We start from the raw sequence: 17,175 nt of genomic DNA on the forward strand, positions 1-17,175 counted from the left end.
ACCACCATACCGCCGATGCTGAGCGGGCGCTTAGCGTGCCCGCTCAGCGGCCCGGAGGCGGGCGCGGCGGGTTCAGAGCTTTTCGAACGGGTCGTGTTCGGCGAGCAGCTTCTCCAGTCTCGCCTGGTCGACGCGGCTGACGATCTGCCCGGCCTCCTGCCGGTCGCGGATGACCTTGGCGAGGGTGAAGGCGGAGGTCACCAGGTACAGCACGGCGACGGCGAGGAAGGCGCGGACCCAGGCGTCGGCCTGGAGGTGGTAGATGCCGACGGCGGTCGCGACCAGCGCGACGACGAAGGAGGCCGCGGCCTGACCGTAGAAGGCGGCGGTGTTCTGCTGCTTGACCGGTGTGTCACTCATGCGATCAGGATCGGCGGACGTGGCCCGCGCCACATCCGCCGTCGTACTCAGTCGCCGGGGACCCGGGTACTCAGACGCGTGCGCGCCCGGGCGCTCAGAACGCCGAGACGCCGGTCAGCGCGCGGCCGATGAGCAGCTTCTGGATCTGGCTGGTGCCCTCGTAGAGGGTCATCACCCGGGCGTCGCGCAGCAGTTTGCCCGCCGGGTACTCGTCGATGTAGCCGTAACCGCCGAAGACCTGGAGGGCGTTGTTGGCGGCGCGGACGGCGGCCTCGGAGGCGAAGAGCTTGGCCTTGGACGCCTCGGTGGCGAAGGGCCGCCCGCGGTCGATCAGGTCGGCGACCCGCCAGGTGAGCAGCCGGGCGGCGTCCACGTCGACGGCGATATCGCTGATCAGTTCCTGTACGAGCTGGTGCCGGGCGATGGGCCCGCCGAACTGCTCGCGCTCGCCCGCGTAGCGGACGGCCGCGTCCAGGGCGGCCTGCGCGATGCCGACGCAGCCGGCCGCGACCGACATCCGGCCCTTGGCGAGCGCGGACATGGCGACGGAGAAGCCCTTGCCCTCGGGGCCCAGCATCGCGGCGGCGGGGACCCGGACGTCCTCGAAGACCAGTTCGGCGGTGGCCTGGCCGCGCAGGCCGAGCTTACCGTGCAGGGTGCGGCGGGTCAGGCCGGGGCTGTCGGCGGGGACGAGGAAGGCGGTGACGCCCTTGTGGCCGGGGGCGTCGGTGGAGCGGGCGAAGAGCAGGACGACGTCGGCCCAGGTGCCGTTGGTGATGAACATCTTGGTGCCGTTGAGGACGTAGTCCCCGCCGTCCCGGACGGCGCGGGTGGTGAGGTTGCCCGCGTCGGAGCCGGTGCCCGGTTCGGTGAGGCCGAAGGAGCCGACGTACGCGCCGGAGGTGAGCCCCGGCAGCCACCGCCGCTTCTGCTCCTCGCTGCCCCACGCGGCGATCGTCTTGGCGACGAGACCGAGGGAGACGGAGACGATGCCGCGCACGGAGGAGTCGCCGCGGCCGAGCTCCTCGGTGACGAGGCAGTACGCGAGGTGGTCGCCGCCGGAGCCGCCGTACTCCTCGTCGAGGGTCAGGCCGAGGAAGCCGACCTCGCCGAGCTTCTTGACGATCGACCGGTCCACCTCCTCCGCGCGGTCCCAGGCGACGGCGTGCGGTGCGATCTCGCCCTCGACGAAGTCCCTGGCCAGCCGGCGGACGGCGGCCTGTTCCTCACTGAGCTCCAGGTTCACGGCGGGGTCACCTCGGGACTTTAATTAGCACTGCTAGTTTATAGGTACAGCCCTACTATGTGCGCCATGGCCCGACCGCGCAAGCCCCTGCTCAGCACCGACCGCATCGTCGAGACGGCGCGTGCGCTCGTGGACGCGGAGGGGCTCGCGGCCGTCTCCACGCGCCGGCTCGCGGCCGAGCTGGGGGTGAGCGGGCCGTCGCTCTACAACCACTTCCGTACGAAGGACGAGATCCTGGAGGCGGTCGCCGACTCGGTGAGCGCGCAGGTCGATCTGTCGATGTTCGAGGCGGGGTGGGACGTGCGCGAGTGGCGGCGGGCGTTGCACGACTGGGCGGTGTCCTACCGGGCGGCGTTGCGGGCGCATCCGAACGTGGTGCCGGTGCTGGCGCACGGGCCGGGGAGGCGGCCGGCGGCGCTGCGGTTGGCGGACGCGGTGTACGGGGCGATGGTGGACGCGGGGTGGCCTGCCGCGCAGGCGACTTCCGTGGGTGCGTTGATGCGGTACTTCGTGATGGGGTCGGCGTTGGGGTCGTTCGCCGGGGGGTTCGTGAACGACGAGGCGGCCTATGATCCGGCGGACTATCCGCACCTCGGGCAGGCGCATCGGTTGGCCGGGCGCCAGGAGGAGATCGACGAGCGGGCGTTCGAGGTGGGGTTGCGGGCGTTGCTGGACGGGTTGGAGGTGCGGTTCGAGGAGGTGCGCCGGGCGGACGGCCGGGCGTCCTGACCCGGCGCGGAACCGTCACGGCCGCAGGCCGCCCACCGCCGCGCCGTCCTGACCGAGGGCCGCCGGGCGTCTCCGCCACATGGAGCGGCTCCCTTCACGGTCCGGCCGGGTCACCAAGGTTTCCGGCAGGCCGGACGACCGCCCAGGCCGCCTCGATCATCTCGAAGATCTCGTCCACCGCGGCCTGCGGATCGGCCGACTCCCGGGCCAGGCCATGGGCGTCGACCACGAATCTGGCAATCGCCCGGCAGGCCGTGGTGGCCGGCGGCAGGCCCAGGTCTTCGGCGATGGCGGTGGCCAGCGTCTTCGCATGGCGCAGCCGCATCGCCTCCTCGTACTCCCGCAGGGCGGGGGTGGCGTCGATCATGCGCCAGACCGGAGTGGCGCCGTCCCCTGTGCAATGCCGCACCAGGGCATGGACCTCTCGGCGCAGTGCGGGGACGAGCGGTTCGTGCGGCGCCCGGCCGGTGACCGCCTGCCGGAAACGCTGCTCGAAATCCTCGTCCTGTTCGAACACCAGGGCCTCTTTCGAGGCGAAGTGGGCGAACAACGTGGTGACTGCCACATCGGCCTCGGCGGCCACGTCCCGGATGCCCACCGCGTCGTACCCGCGCTCCAGGAAGAGCCGTAGCGCCGCATCGGCGATCTTCTGACGGGTCGCGGCCTTCTTGCGTTCACGGCGTCCGGGCGGCACGGTCATGCCCTGACACTATCAGGTGCGAAACACTAACGGTTTCGATAAGCTAACCGTTAGCGCTAAGGTCGTACGCATGAAGAAAGTGAGCTTCGCCGAGTTCGGCGGTCCTGACGTGTTGCGCCTCATCGACGCCGAGGAACCCCACGCGGGCCCCGGCCACATACGCATCGCCGTACGAGCGGCGGGCGTGAACCCCGTCGACTGGAGAATCCGCGAAGGTCAGATGCGGAAGGTCCGGCCGACCGCCCTGCCCGCAGGAGTCGGGCTGGACGCCGCAGGAGTGGTGGACGAGGTCGGCGAGGGCGTCGACGGCGTCGAGATCGGCGACCGCGTGTTCGGCGAGGGCACGGACACCTGTGCCGAGTTCGCCGTGCTGTCGGCCTGGGCCCGTATGCCCGGGAACCTGACGTTCGAGGAGGCGGCCGGGTACCCCTCCGTGATGGAGACCGCGCTGCGCGTCATCCGCGAGGTCGGCGTGCAGCCCGGCCGGACGCTGCTGGTCAGCGGGGCGTCCGGAGGAGTCGGGTCGGCGGTGCTGCAGGTCGCCCGCGACCGTGGCATCGCCGTGATCGGCACGGCCGGGGCCGCGAACCAGGACTACCTGCGCGGCCTGGGCGCCGCCGCCACCACGTACGACGAGGGCTGGGTCGAGCGGGTGCGCCGGCTGGGACGCGTCGACGCCGCCCTCGATCTGGCCGGCTCGGGCGTGATCCGCGAACTCGTCGAGCTGACCGGGGACCCGCGGAAGGTGGTCTCCATCGCCGATCTCGCCGCACCGGAGTTCGGTGCGCGATTCTCCAACATGGCCGGGAGCGTGACCGAGGCGCTCGCCGAGACCGTCCGTCTCCTCGACCGGGGGGCGCTGCACATCCCGGTCGAGAAGTCGTACCCGCTCACCGAGACGGCCACGGCGCACCGCGACAGCCAGGCAGGTCACACCCGCGGGCGCCGGGTCATCGTCGTCTGACACCGGGGCACGCGCCCACGCGGTTCCCCGTGCTCCCTGCAAGCGGGGGGCGCCCCACTGCCTTGGGGGCCCGGGGAACCGCGCGGTCGGCCACGACGGGCCCGCGCCCGCCCGCTCAGAACGTCACCAGCGCCCTCGCGCCCCTCCCCGCCCGCATGTTCTCGAACGCCCCCTGGACCCCGTCCAGCCCGATCCGTTCCGTCACCAGGAGCCCCAGGTCGAGGCTCCCCTCGCGCACGTGGGCCGCGAGTACCGGGAGGTCACGCGCCGGGTCGCAGTTGCCGTAGACGCAGCCCGACAACGTCCGCCCCCAGTGGAAGAGTTCCAGCGCGTTGAACGTGACTTCCTCCTCCTTGCCGCCGATCCCGACCACCACCGTCCGCCCGCCCCGCCGCGTGGACTCCCACGCCGTACGGATGGTCACCGCCCGTCCCACACACTCCACCGCGACATCGACACCCTGCCGGCCCGTCAGCCCCCGGATCTCCCGGGCCGTCGTGGCGGAGGCCACCACGTAGTCCGTGGCACCGGCCCGCCGCGCCAGCGACTCCTTCTCCGGCGAGACATCGACCGCCACGACCTTCCCGGCCCCCGCGATCCGCGCCTCCTGGAGCGCCGCCAGCCCCACCCCGCCCACACCGAACACCGCGACCGTCTCCCCCGGCCGCACCCCCGCCGCATGGTGCACCGCGCCGTACCCGGTGAGCACCGCGCACCCCAGCAGCGCCGCGTCCGCCAGGGGCACCCCGTCCGGCGCGGGCAGCACGCAGCCCGCGGAGACCACCGTCTCCTCCGCGAACGCGGCGACGTTCAGCCCGGGATGCAGCTCCGTGCCGTCCGCCGTACGGGCGTACACCTCCCCAGCACCGTTCAGCGCGTTGGCGCACAGCCACACCTCGCCCCGTCCACAGGCATGGCAACTGCCGCACGAGGGTGCCCAGTTCAGCACCGCCCCGTCGCCCGGCGCGACATGCGTGACGCCCTCCCCCACGGCGACGACCGTGCCCGCCCCCTCGTGCCCGAGCACCGCCGGCAACGGCACCCGCATCGTTCCGTTGGACAGGGACAGGTCCGAGTGGCAGACCCCGACGGCGGCGAGCCGGACGCGGACCTGGCCGGGTCCGGGATCGGGCAGGTCGATCTCGGCGAGCTCCAGCGGAGCGCCCAGGGCGGGCAGGACGGCGGCACGTACGGCCATGGTCGTTCGGCTCCCTCGAAACGTGACGGTCAGAACCGGCGCAGGACCGGCTCAGGAACGGGTCAGAACTGGAAGGACTTCGTCTGGAGGTACTCCGCCAGGCCGTGCGGGCCCAGTTCCCGGCCCACCCCGGACCGCTTGTAGCCGCCGAAGGGCGCCAGCGGGTTGAACCGGCCGCCGTTGATGTCCACCTGGCCGGTCTCCAGGCCCCGGGCGAAGGCCACCGCCTCCGCCTCGTCGCCCGCCCAGACCGCACCGGCCAGCCCGTACTGCGTGCCGTTGGCGATCCGCAGCGCGTCCTCGGTGTCCTCGTAGCGCAGGACGCACAGCACCGGGCCGAAGATCTCCTCCTGGGCGATCGTCATCTCCGGGCGCACGTCGGCGAAGACGGTGGGGCTGACGTAGTAGCCGCGCTCGCGCGGGGCCTCGGGGCCGCCGGCCACCAGGCGGGCGCCCTCGGCGACGCCCTTCTCGATGTAGCCGCGCACCCGGTCCCGCTGCGCCGCGTTGACCAGCGGGCCGATGCGCTCGCCGTACTTGGCGGCAGCGGCGGCGGCCAGTTCCACCGCCTCGTCGTAGTGGTCGCGGTGGACCAGCATCCGGGTCCACGCGCTGCACGTCTGGCCGGAGTTGGACATCACGTTGGCGACGCCGACGTTGACCGCGCGGGCGAGGTCGGCGCTCGGCAGGATGACGTTGGCGGACTTGCCGCCGAGTTCCAGGGCGACCCGCTTCACCGCCGCGCCCGCGGTCGCGCCGATGCGGCGGCCGACCGCGGTGGAGCCGGTGAAGGAGACCATGTCGACGCCGGGGTGCTCGGCCAGCGCCTGTCCGGCGACCGGGCCGAGCCCCGTGACCAGGTTGAAGACCCCGGCCGGGAGGCCCGCCTCGTCGACCGCCTCGGCGAACAGCTGAGCGGTGAGCGGGGTGTCCTCGGCGGGCTTGAGCACCACCGCGCAGCCGGCCGCGAGCGCCGGGGCGACCTTGGCGACGATCTGGTGCAGTGGGTAGTTCCACGGCGTGATGGCGCCGACGACGCCGACCGGCTCGTGCAGCACGGTCGAGTTGCCGAGCCTCTCCTCGAAGGCGTACGTGGCGGCCAGTTCGGCGTAGGAACCGGCGACGAGGACGGGCAGGCCCGCGTGCACGCTCTGGGCGACCTTGGGCGGGGCGCCCAGTTCGGCGGTGACCGTCTCCGCGATCTCCGCCGCGCGGGCCGCCAGCCGGTCGCGCAGGGCGGCCAGCCGGGCGGCCCGCTCGGCGGGCGCCGTCGCCGCCCAGCCGGGCAGCGCGGCGCGGGCGGCGCGCACGGCGGCGTCGACGTCCTCGGCGGTGCCGGCCGGGACACGGGCGATGACCTGCTCGTCGGCCGGGTTCACCACCTCGATCGTGCCGGGCCCGGCGGCGGGGCGCCAGGCGCCGTCCACGTAGATGCCGTCGTGTGCCTTCATCGTCTTCCTCCCGGGCGGTACGACGTCGGGGTCCGGGCCCCGAGCCGACGGCGTCGCGGAACCGGAACCGCAGGAATCCCAAACTAGCGGCGTTAGTTTTCCGGCGCCAGGGGGGTCCTGCGCCGGGGGTGTCCTGCGCCAGGGGTCCGGGGAGGGCCGACGGCTTCGGGGCGGTGCCCGGGGTGCCTCACGGTCCGCGCGTGGCGGTGAGGTGGGCGAAGACGACGATGTTGCTGGTGTACCCCGTCTTGCTGCGGTAGAGCCCGCCGCAGGTCAGGACGCGCAGCTCGGGGCGGTCGCTGGTGCCGTACACCTCCTTGTCGGGGAAGTGGTCCTTGTCGAAGGTCCGCACCCGGTCGACGGTGTAGACGGCGGTACGGCCGTCGGCGCGGCGGGCCTCGACGTGGTCGCCGGGGTCGAGCTGGCCGAGTGCGGCGAAGACGGCGGGTCCGGTGCGGGTGTCGCGGTGGCCGACGGCGACGGCGGTGCCGGTCTCACCGGGGGTGGGGCCGTCCGCGTACCAGCCGATCAGCTTGGGCTTGTCGACGGGCGGGGTGCCGAGCTGCCGGTGGGCGTCGAGCCGGACCGGGACGATCGGCGCGTCGACCCCCAGGTCGGGGATGCGGACGGCGGTCGCCCTGGAGGGGGGCAGCGGCCGCGTCGGGGGCGTGGGATCGGGGCTCGGCGAAGAACGCGCCCCCGGGCCACCACGCGCGCCGGACCCGGCCGACGGCGCCCCCACGGCGCCGGAGTGCGCCGCGGAGTGCGCCTCGGGGTGCCGCTCGCGGTGCCCCTCCCCGCACCGTACGACCACCGTCACCAGGACGACCGCGAGGACGGCCGTCCTGGCGAGGCGGTAGGCGCGGGTCCGGCGCCACGGCTTGCGTCGGCGGCGCCGCCTAGGCGGCACGCCGGCGGATGAGGCGGACGTAGGCGAACCCGCTGAGCACGACGAGGCCGACGGCCGCGGTCGCGGTGGCGGGCGAGAACGCCTCGGTGGCGCGGGCGAGGCCGCCGCCGCCCGCGTGGACGCCGCCCTTGGGGCCCTCGCCGTTGTCGTGGCCGATGGTCGCCGACTCGTGGCCCTGGTCGCCCGCCTTCTCGTTGCCGTCCTTCTTCTCGTCGTGCTTCTCGTCGTGGCAGTTGACGCGGAAGACCTTCTCCTTGGTGCCGGGCGGCGGGACCGGCGGCACGGCGGGGACGTTCGGCACCCAGGTGATCTTGTACTGGCCGTCGGCCAGCCCCAGCACGTCGGTGTGGCCGGCACCGGCGGCCAGCGTGATGCTGCCGCTGACGACGGCGCTGGTGGGCAGCGGGGGCTGCGGGGTGATGGTGTACGCGACGGTGGTCGCCGAGTCGAAGTTGGTGGCGTCCAGGTAGAACTTGCACACCACCGGGTCCTCCTTGGACACGGTGTACGGCACGCCCTCCCGGTGGACCTTGATGTCACCGCCCTCTCCGACGGCCGCGGCGGGGGCGGCGAGCCAGACCGCGCCGGAGGCGGTGAAGGCCGTGACCGCGGCGGTGGCGCCGACGCGGGAGGCGAGGGTGCGTGGGGGTGTCCTGGTGGGCATGCGCGTTCCTCCGAGTCAGACGATTTTCATACAAATCGCTCGTTCACCTGACTCTCTTTCACAGGGAGGAGCCGCCGCGCGGCATGCCACGCGGGCCGCGGCGCGGAGTTCGCCCGAGCGGCGCATCCGGCGCGTCCCGCGCGGACGCCCGGCGGGGCGCGGTGACGTGGACGGGCCCGCGTTCAGTCCAGCGAACGCGACAGATACGCCCGCAGCAGCTCACGCATCTCGTCGATGATCCGTTCGTCCCCCTCCGGGGAGACCCGGAAGGCGAGGTGGACGAGCGTGTCGGCGGTCTCGACGGCGACCAGGACCGTGCGCCGCAGCTCCTCGTCCGGGCCCCGGCCCAGGTACCCGGAGAGCAGTTCCGCCAGCCGGTCGGCGACCCGGTGGTTGGGCTCGGCGTGCCGGGTGCCGATGGGTATCTGGTTGCCGAAGTCGACGAGGGAGAAGCCGGGGGCGGTGCGCTTCATGTCGAGGTACTCGTCCAGCACCGCGTCCACCGCCGCACGCCAGCCGCCCTCGCCCGCCGTCTCCTCCAGCCGGCGGGTGACCCGCTCGGTGTACCGCTCCAGGTTGCGTTCGCCCAGCGCGTCGGCCATCGCGCGCTTGTTGCCGAAGAAGCGGTAGACCGAGCCGATGGGGACGCCGGCCCGGGCGGCGACCGCGCGGGTGCTCAGTTCGTCGTAGCCCACCTCGTCGAGGAGGTCGGCGCAGGCGTCCAGGATCCGGGTGAGCCGTTCGGCGCTGCGTCGTTGGACCGGTGCGCGGCGCAGCGAGGTCGGGTGGGGCACGGGCATCATCATGCCTTTCCGACGGGGGCCGGTGGACCTCCCCCGTCTGTCCGCACGGCGGAACGCCGTCCACTCACGGGAACGGGTGCGTCCGCACCGCGCGCGGTCACGTCGCGCCCGCCGTCCGCCGCGGTCCTGCCCGTCGCACCGCTCGCCGTGGGCGACGCCGATTCCGTCGAGGGCGGTTCCGTGCCGTCGCCGGAGGCGGTGATGTCCGCCGTGCGTTCCACCGGTTCGCCGTCGACCGCCCAGAGGGTGCCGTCGTCGGCGTAGAGGCGCGCGGTGACGTGGTGCGTGCCGCGCGCGAGCTCGGCGGACAGCCGGTACTCGGTGGTACGCAGCCGGGCCAGCAGACGACCGTCGAGATAGAGCCGGACGAGGCCGCGTCCGGCCACGGCCACCGGGCGGGTACCGGAGGGCGAGAGGCGGAAGTGGCGCAGGGTCAGCCGGACCGTCCAGCTGTCCTCGTCGGAGTCCGGCTGGACCTCGACACCGACTTCGGGTGCGTCCTTTGTGTCCACCTCACGGTAGTGCCTGCCCTTCTCGTCGGTGTGGTCCAGCACCTTGCCCACCGGCGAGGGCGAGTTCTCGTTGCTCCCGTTGTGCTGCCCGCGCGCGTCACCGGCGCCACAGCCGGCCGAGCCGCCGAGCAGGGCGCACACCGCGAGCGCCGCGAGCAGTCCGCGCGTCCACGACATGTCGGCGAGCGTAGAACATTCCTGCGACACACCGGATCGTCCCCACGGCTGGTTCTCGGCCGTCGCCTCCGCCTGGAGACAGACGCGGGGCTCCTCCCTCTTGCGGACCCGGGCCCTCATTCCTACGGTGAGGCATAGGAATCGCGGCGGGCCGGGACCGGGCCCGGAGCGAGTTCGCGGGCCGTGACCCAGGGCCCAGGAACGAGGGAGCGCGCATGACCGGGGACGCGAGGAAGCGTGCCGAAGGACTGACCTATCTGCACGGCTTCGGCAACGAGCACAGTTCCGAGGCGGTGCCGGGCGCCCTGCCCGAGGGGCGCAACGCACCGCAGCGGGCCCCGCTCGGGCTGTACGCGGAGCAGCTGAGCGGTACCGCGTTCACCGAGCCGAGGGCGCACAACCGCCGCTCCTGGCTGTACCGGATCCGCCCCTCGGCCGCGCACCCCGCCTTCCGCCGCACGGACAACGGCGCCCTGCGCACCGCTCCGTTCGCCGAGAGCGTCCCGGACCCCAACCGGCTGCGCTGGGACCCGATGCCCGAGCCGGCCCCGGGCACGGACTTCCTCGCGGGCCTGTGGACGCTGGGCGGCAACGGCGACGCCACCCAGCGCACCGGTATGGCCGTGCACCTCTACCACGCCAACGCGTCCATGGAACGGGTGTTCAGCGACGCGGACGGCGAGCTGCTGATCGTCCCCGAGCGCGGCGGACTGCTGCTGCACACCGAGTTGGGCGCGCTGCACGCGGAGCCCGGCCATGTGGCGCTGATCCCGCGCGGGGTGCGCTTCCGGGTGGAGCTGCTGGACAGCTTGGCCCGGGGGTACGTCTGCGAGAACTACGGCGCCCCCTTCCGGCTGCCCGACCTCGGCCCGATCGGCGCCAACGGCCTCGCGGGCGTGCGGGACTTCCGGGCGCCCGTGGCGGCGTACGAGGACGTCGAGGGGCCGGTGGAGGTGGTGAACAAGTTCTGCGGCAACCTCTGGACGGCCACGTACGACCACTCGCCGCTCGACGTGGTGGCCTGGCACGGCAACCACGTGCCCTACGTCTACGACCTGCGCCGCTTCAACGTGATCGGCAGCATCTCCTACGACCACCCGGACCCGTCGATCTTCACGGTGCTGACCTCCCCGTCCGACACCCCGGGGCTGGCCGGCGTCGACTTCGTGGTGTTCGCGCCGCGCTGGCTGGTGGGCGAGGACACGTTCCGGCCGCCGTACTTCCACCGGAACGTGATGAGCGAGTACATGGGGCTCGTCGAGGGCGCGTACGACGCGAAGTCGGCCGGGAAGGGCGGGTTCGTGCCGGGCGGCGGCTCGCTGCACAACATGATGTCGGCGCACGGCCCCGACCGGGAGACGTTCGAGCGGGCGAGCACGGCCGAGCTGAAGCCGCAGAAGGTCGACGACGGGCTCGCGTTCATGTTCGAGACGCGGTGGCCGGTGACGCTCACCCCGCACGCGGCGGACGCGGACCACCTGCAGCGGCGCTACGACGACGTCTGGCAGGGCCTGCAACGGCACTTCCGACCCTTGCACTGACGTTTTTCCGCCGGTGAGGATGGCCCGTGACCTCCTTCGCTCCGGATTCGATCGTCCTGAACCGCAAGCTGCCGCTGTGGTACCAGGTCTCGCAGTCGCTGCGCGCGTCCATCCTGGGCCGCCCGCGGGACGCGCCGCTGCGGCTGCCCACCGAGGAACAGCTCGCGGTCCACTACGGGGTGAGCGTGCTGACCATGCGGCAGGCGCTGAAGGAGTTGGAGGACGAGGGGCTGATCAGCAGGCACCGGCGGCGCGGCACGTTCATCGAGCCGGACGCCCGGCGGGGTGCGCCGGTGCGGCTGCTGGGGTCGGTCGACGCGATCGTCGCCCAGCAGTCGGGGATGGTGACGGAGTTGCTGGGCCACGGGGCGGTGCCGGTGCCGGCGGAGTTCGCCGAGCACTTCGCGGGGGTGGGCGAGGTGGTGGCCTACCACCGGGTGCGGAGCGACGAGGGGACGGGTGAGCCGACGAATCACGCGCGGAACTTCGTCCGGACGGAGGTGGCGGCGGGGATCGCGCCGGGGGATCTGGAGCGGTGGCCGATGACGAAGGTGCTGCGGGACGTGGTGGGCGTGGAGATCGGCCGGATCACGGACACGGTCCAGGCACGGCTCGCCGACCCCGAGACGGCTCGGCTGCTGCGGGTGCCGCTGCTGAGTCCGATCCTGCACTACACGGGGGTGACGTACGGGGTGGACGGGCGGGTGCTGGATGTCGCGGTCATCCACTATCGCGGTGACCGGTTCTCCTTCTCGGTGACGGTGGAGGCGACGTAGGGGCGCGGGGGCAAGCCCTCGCCCCCTGATAGGGGCGCGGGGAAAACCTGCCGTACGCCCCCGCCCGCACACCCCGTCGTACGATTCCCCCCGTGACGAACGACGACGACGCTCCGCTGCTCGCGGACCTCATGCCGTGGTCCGTCCCGCCTCCCCGCCCCGGCCGGGCATGGCCCCTCTCCCCCGACGCCCCGTCCCTCACCGCCCGCTGGGACACCCTCCTCAAGGCCGAAGCCCCCGACCGCGAGACCCTGTTCGAGCCCACCCGCGCCCGCACCCCCCACTCCGCCGTCCCCCAACTCCCCGGCCACCCCACCGGCACGGACCGCCTCGCCCACACCACCACCCCCTGCCCCACCCCGGTCCGCATCCTGCGCGCCCCGTTCGACGAGCAGTGGCTCATCCCCGACCACCGCCTGCTCGACGCCGCCCGCCCCGAACTGTGGCGCGTGGCGGACGCACACCAGGTGTTCACCGTGGAGTCGGCCCCCGCACCCGTCCCCGCACCACTGCCCCTGCTCGCCACCTCCCTCCTCCCCTTCCCCACCCCCCGCACCGCCCGCATCCGCCCCCTCTACCGCCGCCCCGGCGCCACGGAGCCCAATCTCGCGCCCGGCCTCGCCGCACACCTGGGCACCCGCCTCGGCCACACGCCCGAACCGCTCGAGCTCCTGGCCTGGATCATGGCCGCCGTCCGCCACGGACCCCACGGCCACACCGTCCCCCTGACCGCCGACGCCGAACGGTGGGCGCGGGGCGTGGAGTTGGGGCGACGGACGCTGTGGCTGATGCGACGCGACGGGGAGCGGCCCCGGCTGCCCGGCGGCCGGCGCCCGTACGTCCGCGCACCGCTGCCACCACGCCCGGTGAACCTGGACTACGACCCCGACGAGGAGGCCCTGCACCTCGACGACGGCCGCATCTCCCCGGTACCCGCCGCCGCGTGGGAGTTCGAGGTGGCCGGCGCCCGGGTCGTCGAGTCCTGGTTCGCGGCCCGCACGGCGGAGCCGGAACCCGGCACGCTGGCGGCGATCCGCCCGTCCGGCTGGCCCCAGGGCTGGACGTCGGAACTCCTGGAGCTGATCACCGTACTGACGCTCCTGGCCGAACTGGGCCCGCAGCGGGAGGAGTGGGCAACGGAGCCCGACGAAGCCGCCGTCACCGCGGCCGAGCTGCGGGCGGCGGGCGTCCTGCCGGTACCGCCCGCCCGCCGCCGCCCCGCCTCCGTCCTGGAGGCCCGGAGGGGCAGTTCACCCTGCTGTGACGGGACGGGGAACACGCCGGGCGGGGCCTGGCGGTGGTGACGCATCCGGTGCCGGGACGGGTGCGGTGAGGAGCCGGAGGGTGGCAGAAGAAGGGTGGCCAGGGGCGAACCCCCGGGTGGACGAGCGGGACGACAGGAGCCGTGGCCGGGTGGGGCGCGTACGCCAGGGGCGGCACCGTCAGGTCAGAGCGACGGCGCCCGCACGTTCAGTGCTCCCCCACTCACCGTCCCCCGAACAGCGACCGCCGCAGCCGGCGCAGCGGTGCGAACAGCGAGACCCGGCGGACCCGCGCCCCCCGGTCACTGCGTCCGTGCGTCACGTCACGCGCCGTTATCTCCCGCATCAGGGACGTCGCCTCCGCCGTCTCGCGCTGCGGCAGGGCGGGGCCCCCGAGCACCGAGAGGTGGCGGTCGAGGCGCGTACTGCTCGCGCTGCTCCCGCAGGTGATCGCAGGGACCCTGGCCCTGCTGCGCATCGTTATCTGATCCATGTCACTCCCCACCCGTACGTATCCACCCGGCCCGGGCAGGGTAACCCTATCGCTCCCCCGGGGCACTCGTGTATCACGGTCACAGGATTCACCTTCCCCGTAAGGGCGTTGACGATTACTCTCCGAATCCAACAGAATCCAGGCCGAGTTGGACAACCGGCGCACTCGTCGGACGGACCGACCCCCCGTCGGGTTCCACGGTCACGGCCAGTGACGTCGCCGACCTGACCAGCCCTTCGGCGACCAAGGGCGTGTCGCCGTGGAACAGGCCGAGGGAGCGCGGTTGCGCGCCGGGGCGCATGAGCCACAGTTGGTGCACGCGGGTGTCCGGCAGCGCGCCCGCGCCGCTGAGCGTGACCACCGCGCGCCCCTGAGACGCGGAGGCGATCACGGACAGTCCCCGTCCCCGGGCGTCCCGGTCGGCGGCGGCGCGGGCGTCGGGGGCGGCGAGAACGTGGGCGATCTCACGTGCCTGGGCACGCTCGGCGTCCAGCGTGTCCTGGGTCCGCGTGGCCTGCACCGCGAACAGCGCGGCGACGACCAGCGCCGCGGCGGCGGTCGCGGTGGCCAGCGGCGCGAACAGGGGGCGTGGCCGGGGCGTGCGGGCCCGGGCCGGCGGCGGGGCGGTGCCCCACACGTGCGGCGGCAGATGCGGTTCCCGGGCGCGGGGCGCGTCCCGGCCCGGGGTGGGGTCCTGCGGGGTGGTGCGGACGGCGGCGAGGACCCGGTCGCGCAGCGCGGGCGGGGCCGGGGCGCTGGTGGACCAGGCGAGCCGGACGGCGTCCTCGGAGAGCGCGCGCACCTCGGCGGCACAGCGGCCGCAGCGGCGCAAGTGCCGTTCGAAGCGGCGGCGTTCGTCGGGTTCGAGGGCGTCCAGGGCGTAGGGCGCGGCGAGCGAGTGCAGGTCGGCACGGCCGAACAGCCGGTCGAAGGGGCTCATGCCGCACCTCCCAGGCAGTGGCGCAGCCGGGTCAGACCGTCGCGCATCCGGGTCTTGACGGTGCCGAGCGGCAGCGAGAGCCGCTCGGCCACCTCACGGTAGGTGTAGCCGTCGTAGTAGGCGAGGGTGACGGACTGCCGTTGCAGCGCGGTGAGCCGGTCCAGACAGCGGCGCACCCACTCGCGTTCGAGACCCGCCTCCACCTCCTCCGCGACCTGGTCGAAGGCGGGGTGGTGGGCGCGGCGGGCCTCGCGCTCCTCGCGCTCGCCGGCCGCGCGGGCGCTGCGCACCCGGTCGACGGCGCGGCGGTGGGCGACGGTGAGGATCCAGGACAGGGCGCTGCCGCGGTCCGGGTCGAACCGGGGCGCCGAGCGCCACAGTTCGAGCAGCACCTCCTGGGCCACCTCCTCCGACTGCGCCGGGTCCCGCACGATACGGCGCACCAGGCCGAACACCGGCCCGGACACCATGCCGTACAACTCCTCGAAGGCCTTCTGGTCGCCTCCGGCCACGAGTGCCAGGAGTTCCTCCGCCTCCACTCGTACCCCCCTCTCCGGCCACGGCACGGGGTCGCGCGGCCTCACTGGTCGTTCGGAGCGATCACGTCCTCGGACGGGATTACGGATCGACGGCCCGAAAACGCGGGTCGGACGGCGACGAATACGACGGCGGTGCGGCGGTCGGCGTGACGGCCACCACCACGCCCCCTGATGGCCCGTGACAAGTTTTCCGCTCCGACCAATCCGCCCCGCCGGCCTCTCCGAATGCCCGGTCAACAGCCAGGCGGCCCGGCAGCACAGCCGAACGCACGGACCGCTGCATCGCTGAACCGCTGAACGGATGGACGGACAGATGGACGAACGCACGCACGGACGAACGGTCGGCCCCGTGAACGGGGACCGCACGACCCCCCTCTCCGCCAAGGGCACGGCACGCAGGAGCCTCGCGGCCCTGCTCTGCGGCACACTGGCCGCCGGAGGACTCGCGGCGGCCGGTGTGGCCGTGCTGGAACCGGGGTCGGCCGCCGCCTCCAGCCACCGGGAGGCCCCGCTGATCTCGGGGCAGCCGCAGTACGACAACACCGACGTGTACGCGTTCGTCAGCCCGGACAAGCCGGACACGACCACGCTCGTGGCCAACTGGATCCCGTTCCAGGAACCGGCCGGCGGACCCAACTTCTACACGTTCGCGGAGGACGCGCAGTACGACCTCCACGTCGACAACAACGGTGACGCGCAGAGCGAGCTGATCTTCCGGTACACGTTCCGCACGCACACGAAGAACAAGGACACCTTCCTCTACAACACGGGCCCCGTCGACAGCCTGGACGACCCGGATCTGAACATCACGCAGACGTACGACATCGACCTCATCAAGCTGCACAAGCAGCGCCTGGTGGCGAAGACGAAGCTCGCGGACGACGTGCCGGTGGCCCCGTCCAACGTCGGCAAGGCGTCCATGCCGGACTACGGCAAGCTGCGCGACCAGGCCGTGTACAAGCTGTCCAACGGCTCGACGACCTTCGCCGGCCAGGCCGACGACCCGTTCTTCCTGGACCTGCGCGTCTTCGACCTGCTGTACGGCGGCGACCTCTCCGAGGTGGGCCGGGACACGCTCAAGGGCTACAACGTCAACTCCATAGCCCTCCAGGTACCGACCGACATGATCACCGAGTCGAAGGACCAGCCGGTGGTCGGCATCTGGTCGACGACCCAGCGCAAGGACGCGCGCGGCCACTGGACGCAGGTCTCACGGCTGGGCAACCCGCTCGTCAACGAGGTCGTCAACCCGCAGAAGGACAAGGACAGGTTCAACGCGTCGGCCCCCTGGGACGACGCGCAGTTCCTCAAGAACGTGACCAACCCCGAGCTGCCCAAGCTCATCGAGGCCATCTACAAGATCGACGCGCCGGACGAGCCGCGTGACGACCTCGTCGACGTCTTCCTGAAGGGCGTCAAGGGCCTCAACCAGCCGCCGTCCGTGCGGCCGGCGGAGGAGCTGCGCCTCAACACGTCCGTCGAACCGGCCGCCGACCCCAAGCGGCTGGGCGTGCTCGACGGCGACAACGCGGGCTTCCCCAACGGCCGCCGGCTGACCGACGACGTGGTCGACGAGGCGTTGCAGGTGGTGGAGGGCGAGCTGGTCGGCGCCAAGAACGACCTGGGCGACGCCGTCGACGCCAACGACAAGAAGTTCGGCGCGTCCTTCCCGTACCTGGCCGAACCGACGGCCGGTTCCCGCGGCAGGACCGCGAAGACGGACGGCAACAACGTCCGCAACCAGCTCGGCGACGCGCTCAACGCGAGCGGCATGAACGGCGACTCGGACACGACGCTCATCGTGACATCCGCGGCAGCCGGCGCCGCCGGCTTCCTCCTCATCGCCACGGCCCTGATCTGGTGGCGCCGCCGCACCCGCCGCACGTACTACTGACCCAAGGAGACACACA

General features: G+C 73.0%; 18 protein-coding genes. 6 read left to right on the plus strand and 12 right to left on the minus strand.

Translation table 11 applies throughout. The features are described 5' to 3' along the window. Nucleotides 1–72 precede the first annotated feature (72 nt). Complete coding sequence (locus tag OIE12_RS06825) at nt 73–360, minus strand: YiaA/YiaB family inner membrane protein (RefSeq protein WP_030379433.1); 288 nt, start codon at nt 358–360, stop codon at nt 73–75. Between the two features lie 94 nt (nt 361–454). Then, nucleotides 455–1,606 carry an acyl-CoA dehydrogenase family protein gene (locus tag OIE12_RS06830; RefSeq protein ID WP_329132770.1) on the minus strand — a complete coding sequence of 384 codons (1,152 nt, stop codon included), beginning with the start codon at nt 1,604–1,606 and terminating at the stop codon, nt 455–457. 57 nt (nt 1,607–1,663) lie between these two features. Here OIE12_RS06830 and OIE12_RS06835 point away from each other — a divergent pair, with 57 nt between their 5' ends. Continuing rightward, on the plus strand, nt 1,664–2,335 hold the full coding sequence (locus OIE12_RS06835; protein WP_329132772.1) for a TetR/AcrR family transcriptional regulator: 672 nt from the start codon (nt 1,664–1,666) through the stop codon (nt 2,333–2,335). 94 nt (nt 2,336–2,429) lie between these two features. Here the strand turns inward: OIE12_RS06835 and OIE12_RS06840 are convergent, their stop codons facing one another. After that, nucleotides 2,430–3,035: a TetR/AcrR family transcriptional regulator gene (locus OIE12_RS06840; protein WP_329132773.1), complete on the minus strand. Its 606-nt coding sequence runs from the start codon at nt 3,033–3,035 to the stop codon at nt 2,430–2,432. A 70-nt stretch (nt 3,036–3,105) separates the two neighbouring features. On the opposite strand from OIE12_RS06840, the gene OIE12_RS06845 reads away from it, so the two are divergent. Next, the gene (locus OIE12_RS06845; protein WP_329132775.1) at nt 3,106–3,999 is read left to right on the plus strand and encodes an NADP-dependent oxidoreductase; all 894 of its coding nucleotides are present in this window, start codon (nt 3,106–3,108) and stop codon (nt 3,997–3,999) included. A gap of 115 nt (nt 4,000–4,114) precedes the next feature. Here the strand turns inward: OIE12_RS06845 and OIE12_RS06850 are convergent, their stop codons facing one another. From OIE12_RS06850 to OIE12_RS06875, 6 genes are all read right to left on the minus strand, one after another. Next, nucleotides 4,115–5,197 (minus strand): Zn-dependent alcohol dehydrogenase, encoded by a 1,083-nt coding sequence (locus tag OIE12_RS06850; RefSeq protein ID WP_329132777.1) that lies wholly within the window; start codon nt 5,195–5,197, stop codon nt 4,115–4,117. Nucleotides 5,198–5,259: 62 nt separating this feature from the next. Next, nucleotides 5,260–6,648: an aldehyde dehydrogenase family protein gene (locus OIE12_RS06855; protein ID WP_329132779.1), complete on the minus strand. Its 1,389-nt coding sequence runs from the start codon at nt 6,646–6,648 to the stop codon at nt 5,260–5,262. A gap of 187 nt (nt 6,649–6,835) precedes the next feature. Next, on the minus strand, nt 6,836–7,558 hold the full coding sequence (locus OIE12_RS06860; protein WP_329132781.1) for a class F sortase: 723 nt from the start codon (nt 7,556–7,558) through the stop codon (nt 6,836–6,838). Then, nucleotides 7,548–8,222 (minus strand): hypothetical protein, encoded by a 675-nt coding sequence (locus tag OIE12_RS06865; RefSeq protein ID WP_329132783.1) that lies wholly within the window; start codon nt 8,220–8,222, stop codon nt 7,548–7,550. Before OIE12_RS06865 ends, OIE12_RS06860 begins: the two co-directional genes overlap by 11 nt. A gap of 182 nt (nt 8,223–8,404) precedes the next feature. After that, nucleotides 8,405–9,025, minus strand: a complete 621-nt coding sequence (locus OIE12_RS06870; RefSeq protein WP_329141752.1) for a TetR/AcrR family transcriptional regulator — start codon at nt 9,023–9,025, stop codon at nt 8,405–8,407. Next, the gene (locus OIE12_RS06875; protein ID WP_329132785.1) at nt 9,025–9,714 is read right to left on the minus strand and encodes a nuclear transport factor 2 family protein; all 690 of its coding nucleotides are present in this window, start codon (nt 9,712–9,714) and stop codon (nt 9,025–9,027) included. The genes OIE12_RS06870 and OIE12_RS06875 overlap by 1 nt, the downstream gene beginning before the upstream one ends. A gap of 215 nt (nt 9,715–9,929) precedes the next feature. Between OIE12_RS06875 and hmgA the strand changes: the two genes are divergently transcribed. The 3 genes from hmgA (at nt 9,930) to OIE12_RS06890 (ending at nt 13,335) form a co-directional block, all read left to right on the plus strand. After that, nucleotides 9,930–11,255: a homogentisate 1,2-dioxygenase gene (hmgA, locus tag OIE12_RS06880; protein ID WP_329132787.1), complete on the plus strand. Its 1,326-nt coding sequence runs from the start codon at nt 9,930–9,932 to the stop codon at nt 11,253–11,255. Between the two features lie 26 nt (nt 11,256–11,281). Continuing rightward, the gene (locus OIE12_RS06885) at nt 11,282–12,031 is read left to right on the plus strand and encodes a GntR family transcriptional regulator (protein ID WP_329132790.1); all 750 of its coding nucleotides are present in this window, start codon (nt 11,282–11,284) and stop codon (nt 12,029–12,031) included. 92 nt (nt 12,032–12,123) lie between these two features. After that, nucleotides 12,124–13,335: a type ISP restriction/modification enzyme gene (locus OIE12_RS06890; protein ID WP_443053772.1), complete on the plus strand. Its 1,212-nt coding sequence runs from the start codon at nt 12,124–12,126 to the stop codon at nt 13,333–13,335. A gap of 181 nt (nt 13,336–13,516) precedes the next feature. Here the strand turns inward: OIE12_RS06890 and OIE12_RS06895 are convergent, their stop codons facing one another. The 3 genes from OIE12_RS06895 to OIE12_RS06905 all read right to left on the minus strand — a co-directional run bounded on the left by OIE12_RS06895 (nt 13,517) and on the right by OIE12_RS06905 (nt 15,265). Next, complete coding sequence (locus OIE12_RS06895) at nt 13,517–13,786, minus strand: hypothetical protein (RefSeq protein WP_329132791.1); 270 nt, start codon at nt 13,784–13,786, stop codon at nt 13,517–13,519. Between the two features lie 115 nt (nt 13,787–13,901). Continuing rightward, entirely contained in the window at nt 13,902–14,726 is an 825-nt protein-coding gene (locus OIE12_RS06900; protein ID WP_329132793.1) for an anti-sigma factor, read from the minus strand. Next, the gene (locus OIE12_RS06905) at nt 14,723–15,265 is read right to left on the minus strand and encodes a sigma-70 family RNA polymerase sigma factor (RefSeq protein ID WP_030379414.1); all 543 of its coding nucleotides are present in this window, start codon (nt 15,263–15,265) and stop codon (nt 14,723–14,725) included. The genes OIE12_RS06900 and OIE12_RS06905 overlap by 4 nt, the downstream gene beginning before the upstream one ends. 313 nt (nt 15,266–15,578) lie before the next feature. Between OIE12_RS06905 and OIE12_RS06910 the strand changes: the two genes are divergently transcribed. Further along, nucleotides 15,579–17,159: a DUF4331 domain-containing protein gene (locus OIE12_RS06910; protein WP_329132795.1), complete on the plus strand. Its 1,581-nt coding sequence runs from the start codon at nt 15,579–15,581 to the stop codon at nt 17,157–17,159. Nucleotides 17,160–17,175: the final 16 nt, after the last annotated feature.

Origin of the sequence: Streptomyces sp. NBC_00670, from assembly GCF_036226765.1 — a bacterium.
Taxonomy (GTDB): domain Bacteria; phylum Actinomycetota; class Actinomycetes; order Streptomycetales; family Streptomycetaceae; genus Streptomyces.

Coding starts and splice junctions, on each gene's coding strand:
- OIE12_RS06825 (WP_030379433.1), bottom strand. CDS start 360: ATGAGTGACACACCGGTCAAGCAGCAGAACACCGCCGCCTTCTACGGT.
- OIE12_RS06835 (WP_329132772.1), top strand. CDS start 1,664: ATGTGCGCCATGGCCCGACCGCGCAAGCCCCTGCTCAGCACCGACCGC.
- OIE12_RS06840 (WP_329132773.1), bottom strand. CDS start 3,035: ATGACCGTGCCGCCCGGACGCCGTGAACGCAAGAAGGCCGCGACCCGT.
- OIE12_RS06845 (WP_329132775.1), top strand. CDS start 3,106: ATGAAGAAAGTGAGCTTCGCCGAGTTCGGCGGTCCTGACGTGTTGCGC.
- OIE12_RS06850 (WP_329132777.1), bottom strand. CDS start 5,197: ATGGCCGTACGTGCCGCCGTCCTGCCCGCCCTGGGCGCTCCGCTGGAG.
- OIE12_RS06855 (WP_329132779.1), bottom strand. CDS start 6,648: ATGAAGGCACACGACGGCATCTACGTGGACGGCGCCTGGCGCCCCGCC.
- OIE12_RS06865 (WP_329132783.1), bottom strand. CDS start 8,222: ATGCCCACCAGGACACCCCCACGCACCCTCGCCTCCCGCGTCGGCGCC.
- OIE12_RS06870 (WP_329141752.1), bottom strand. CDS start 9,025: ATGATGCCCGTGCCCCACCCGACCTCGCTGCGCCGCGCACCGGTCCAA.
- OIE12_RS06875 (WP_329132785.1), bottom strand. CDS start 9,714: ATGTCGTGGACGCGCGGACTGCTCGCGGCGCTCGCGGTGTGCGCCCTG.
- hmgA (WP_329132787.1), top strand. CDS start 9,930: ATGACCGGGGACGCGAGGAAGCGTGCCGAAGGACTGACCTATCTGCAC.
- OIE12_RS06895 (WP_329132791.1), bottom strand. CDS start 13,786: ATGGATCAGATAACGATGCGCAGCAGGGCCAGGGTCCCTGCGATCACC.
- OIE12_RS06900 (WP_329132793.1), bottom strand. CDS start 14,726: ATGAGCCCCTTCGACCGGCTGTTCGGCCGTGCCGACCTGCACTCGCTC.
- OIE12_RS06910 (WP_329132795.1), top strand. CDS start 15,579: ATGGACGAACGCACGCACGGACGAACGGTCGGCCCCGTGAACGGGGAC.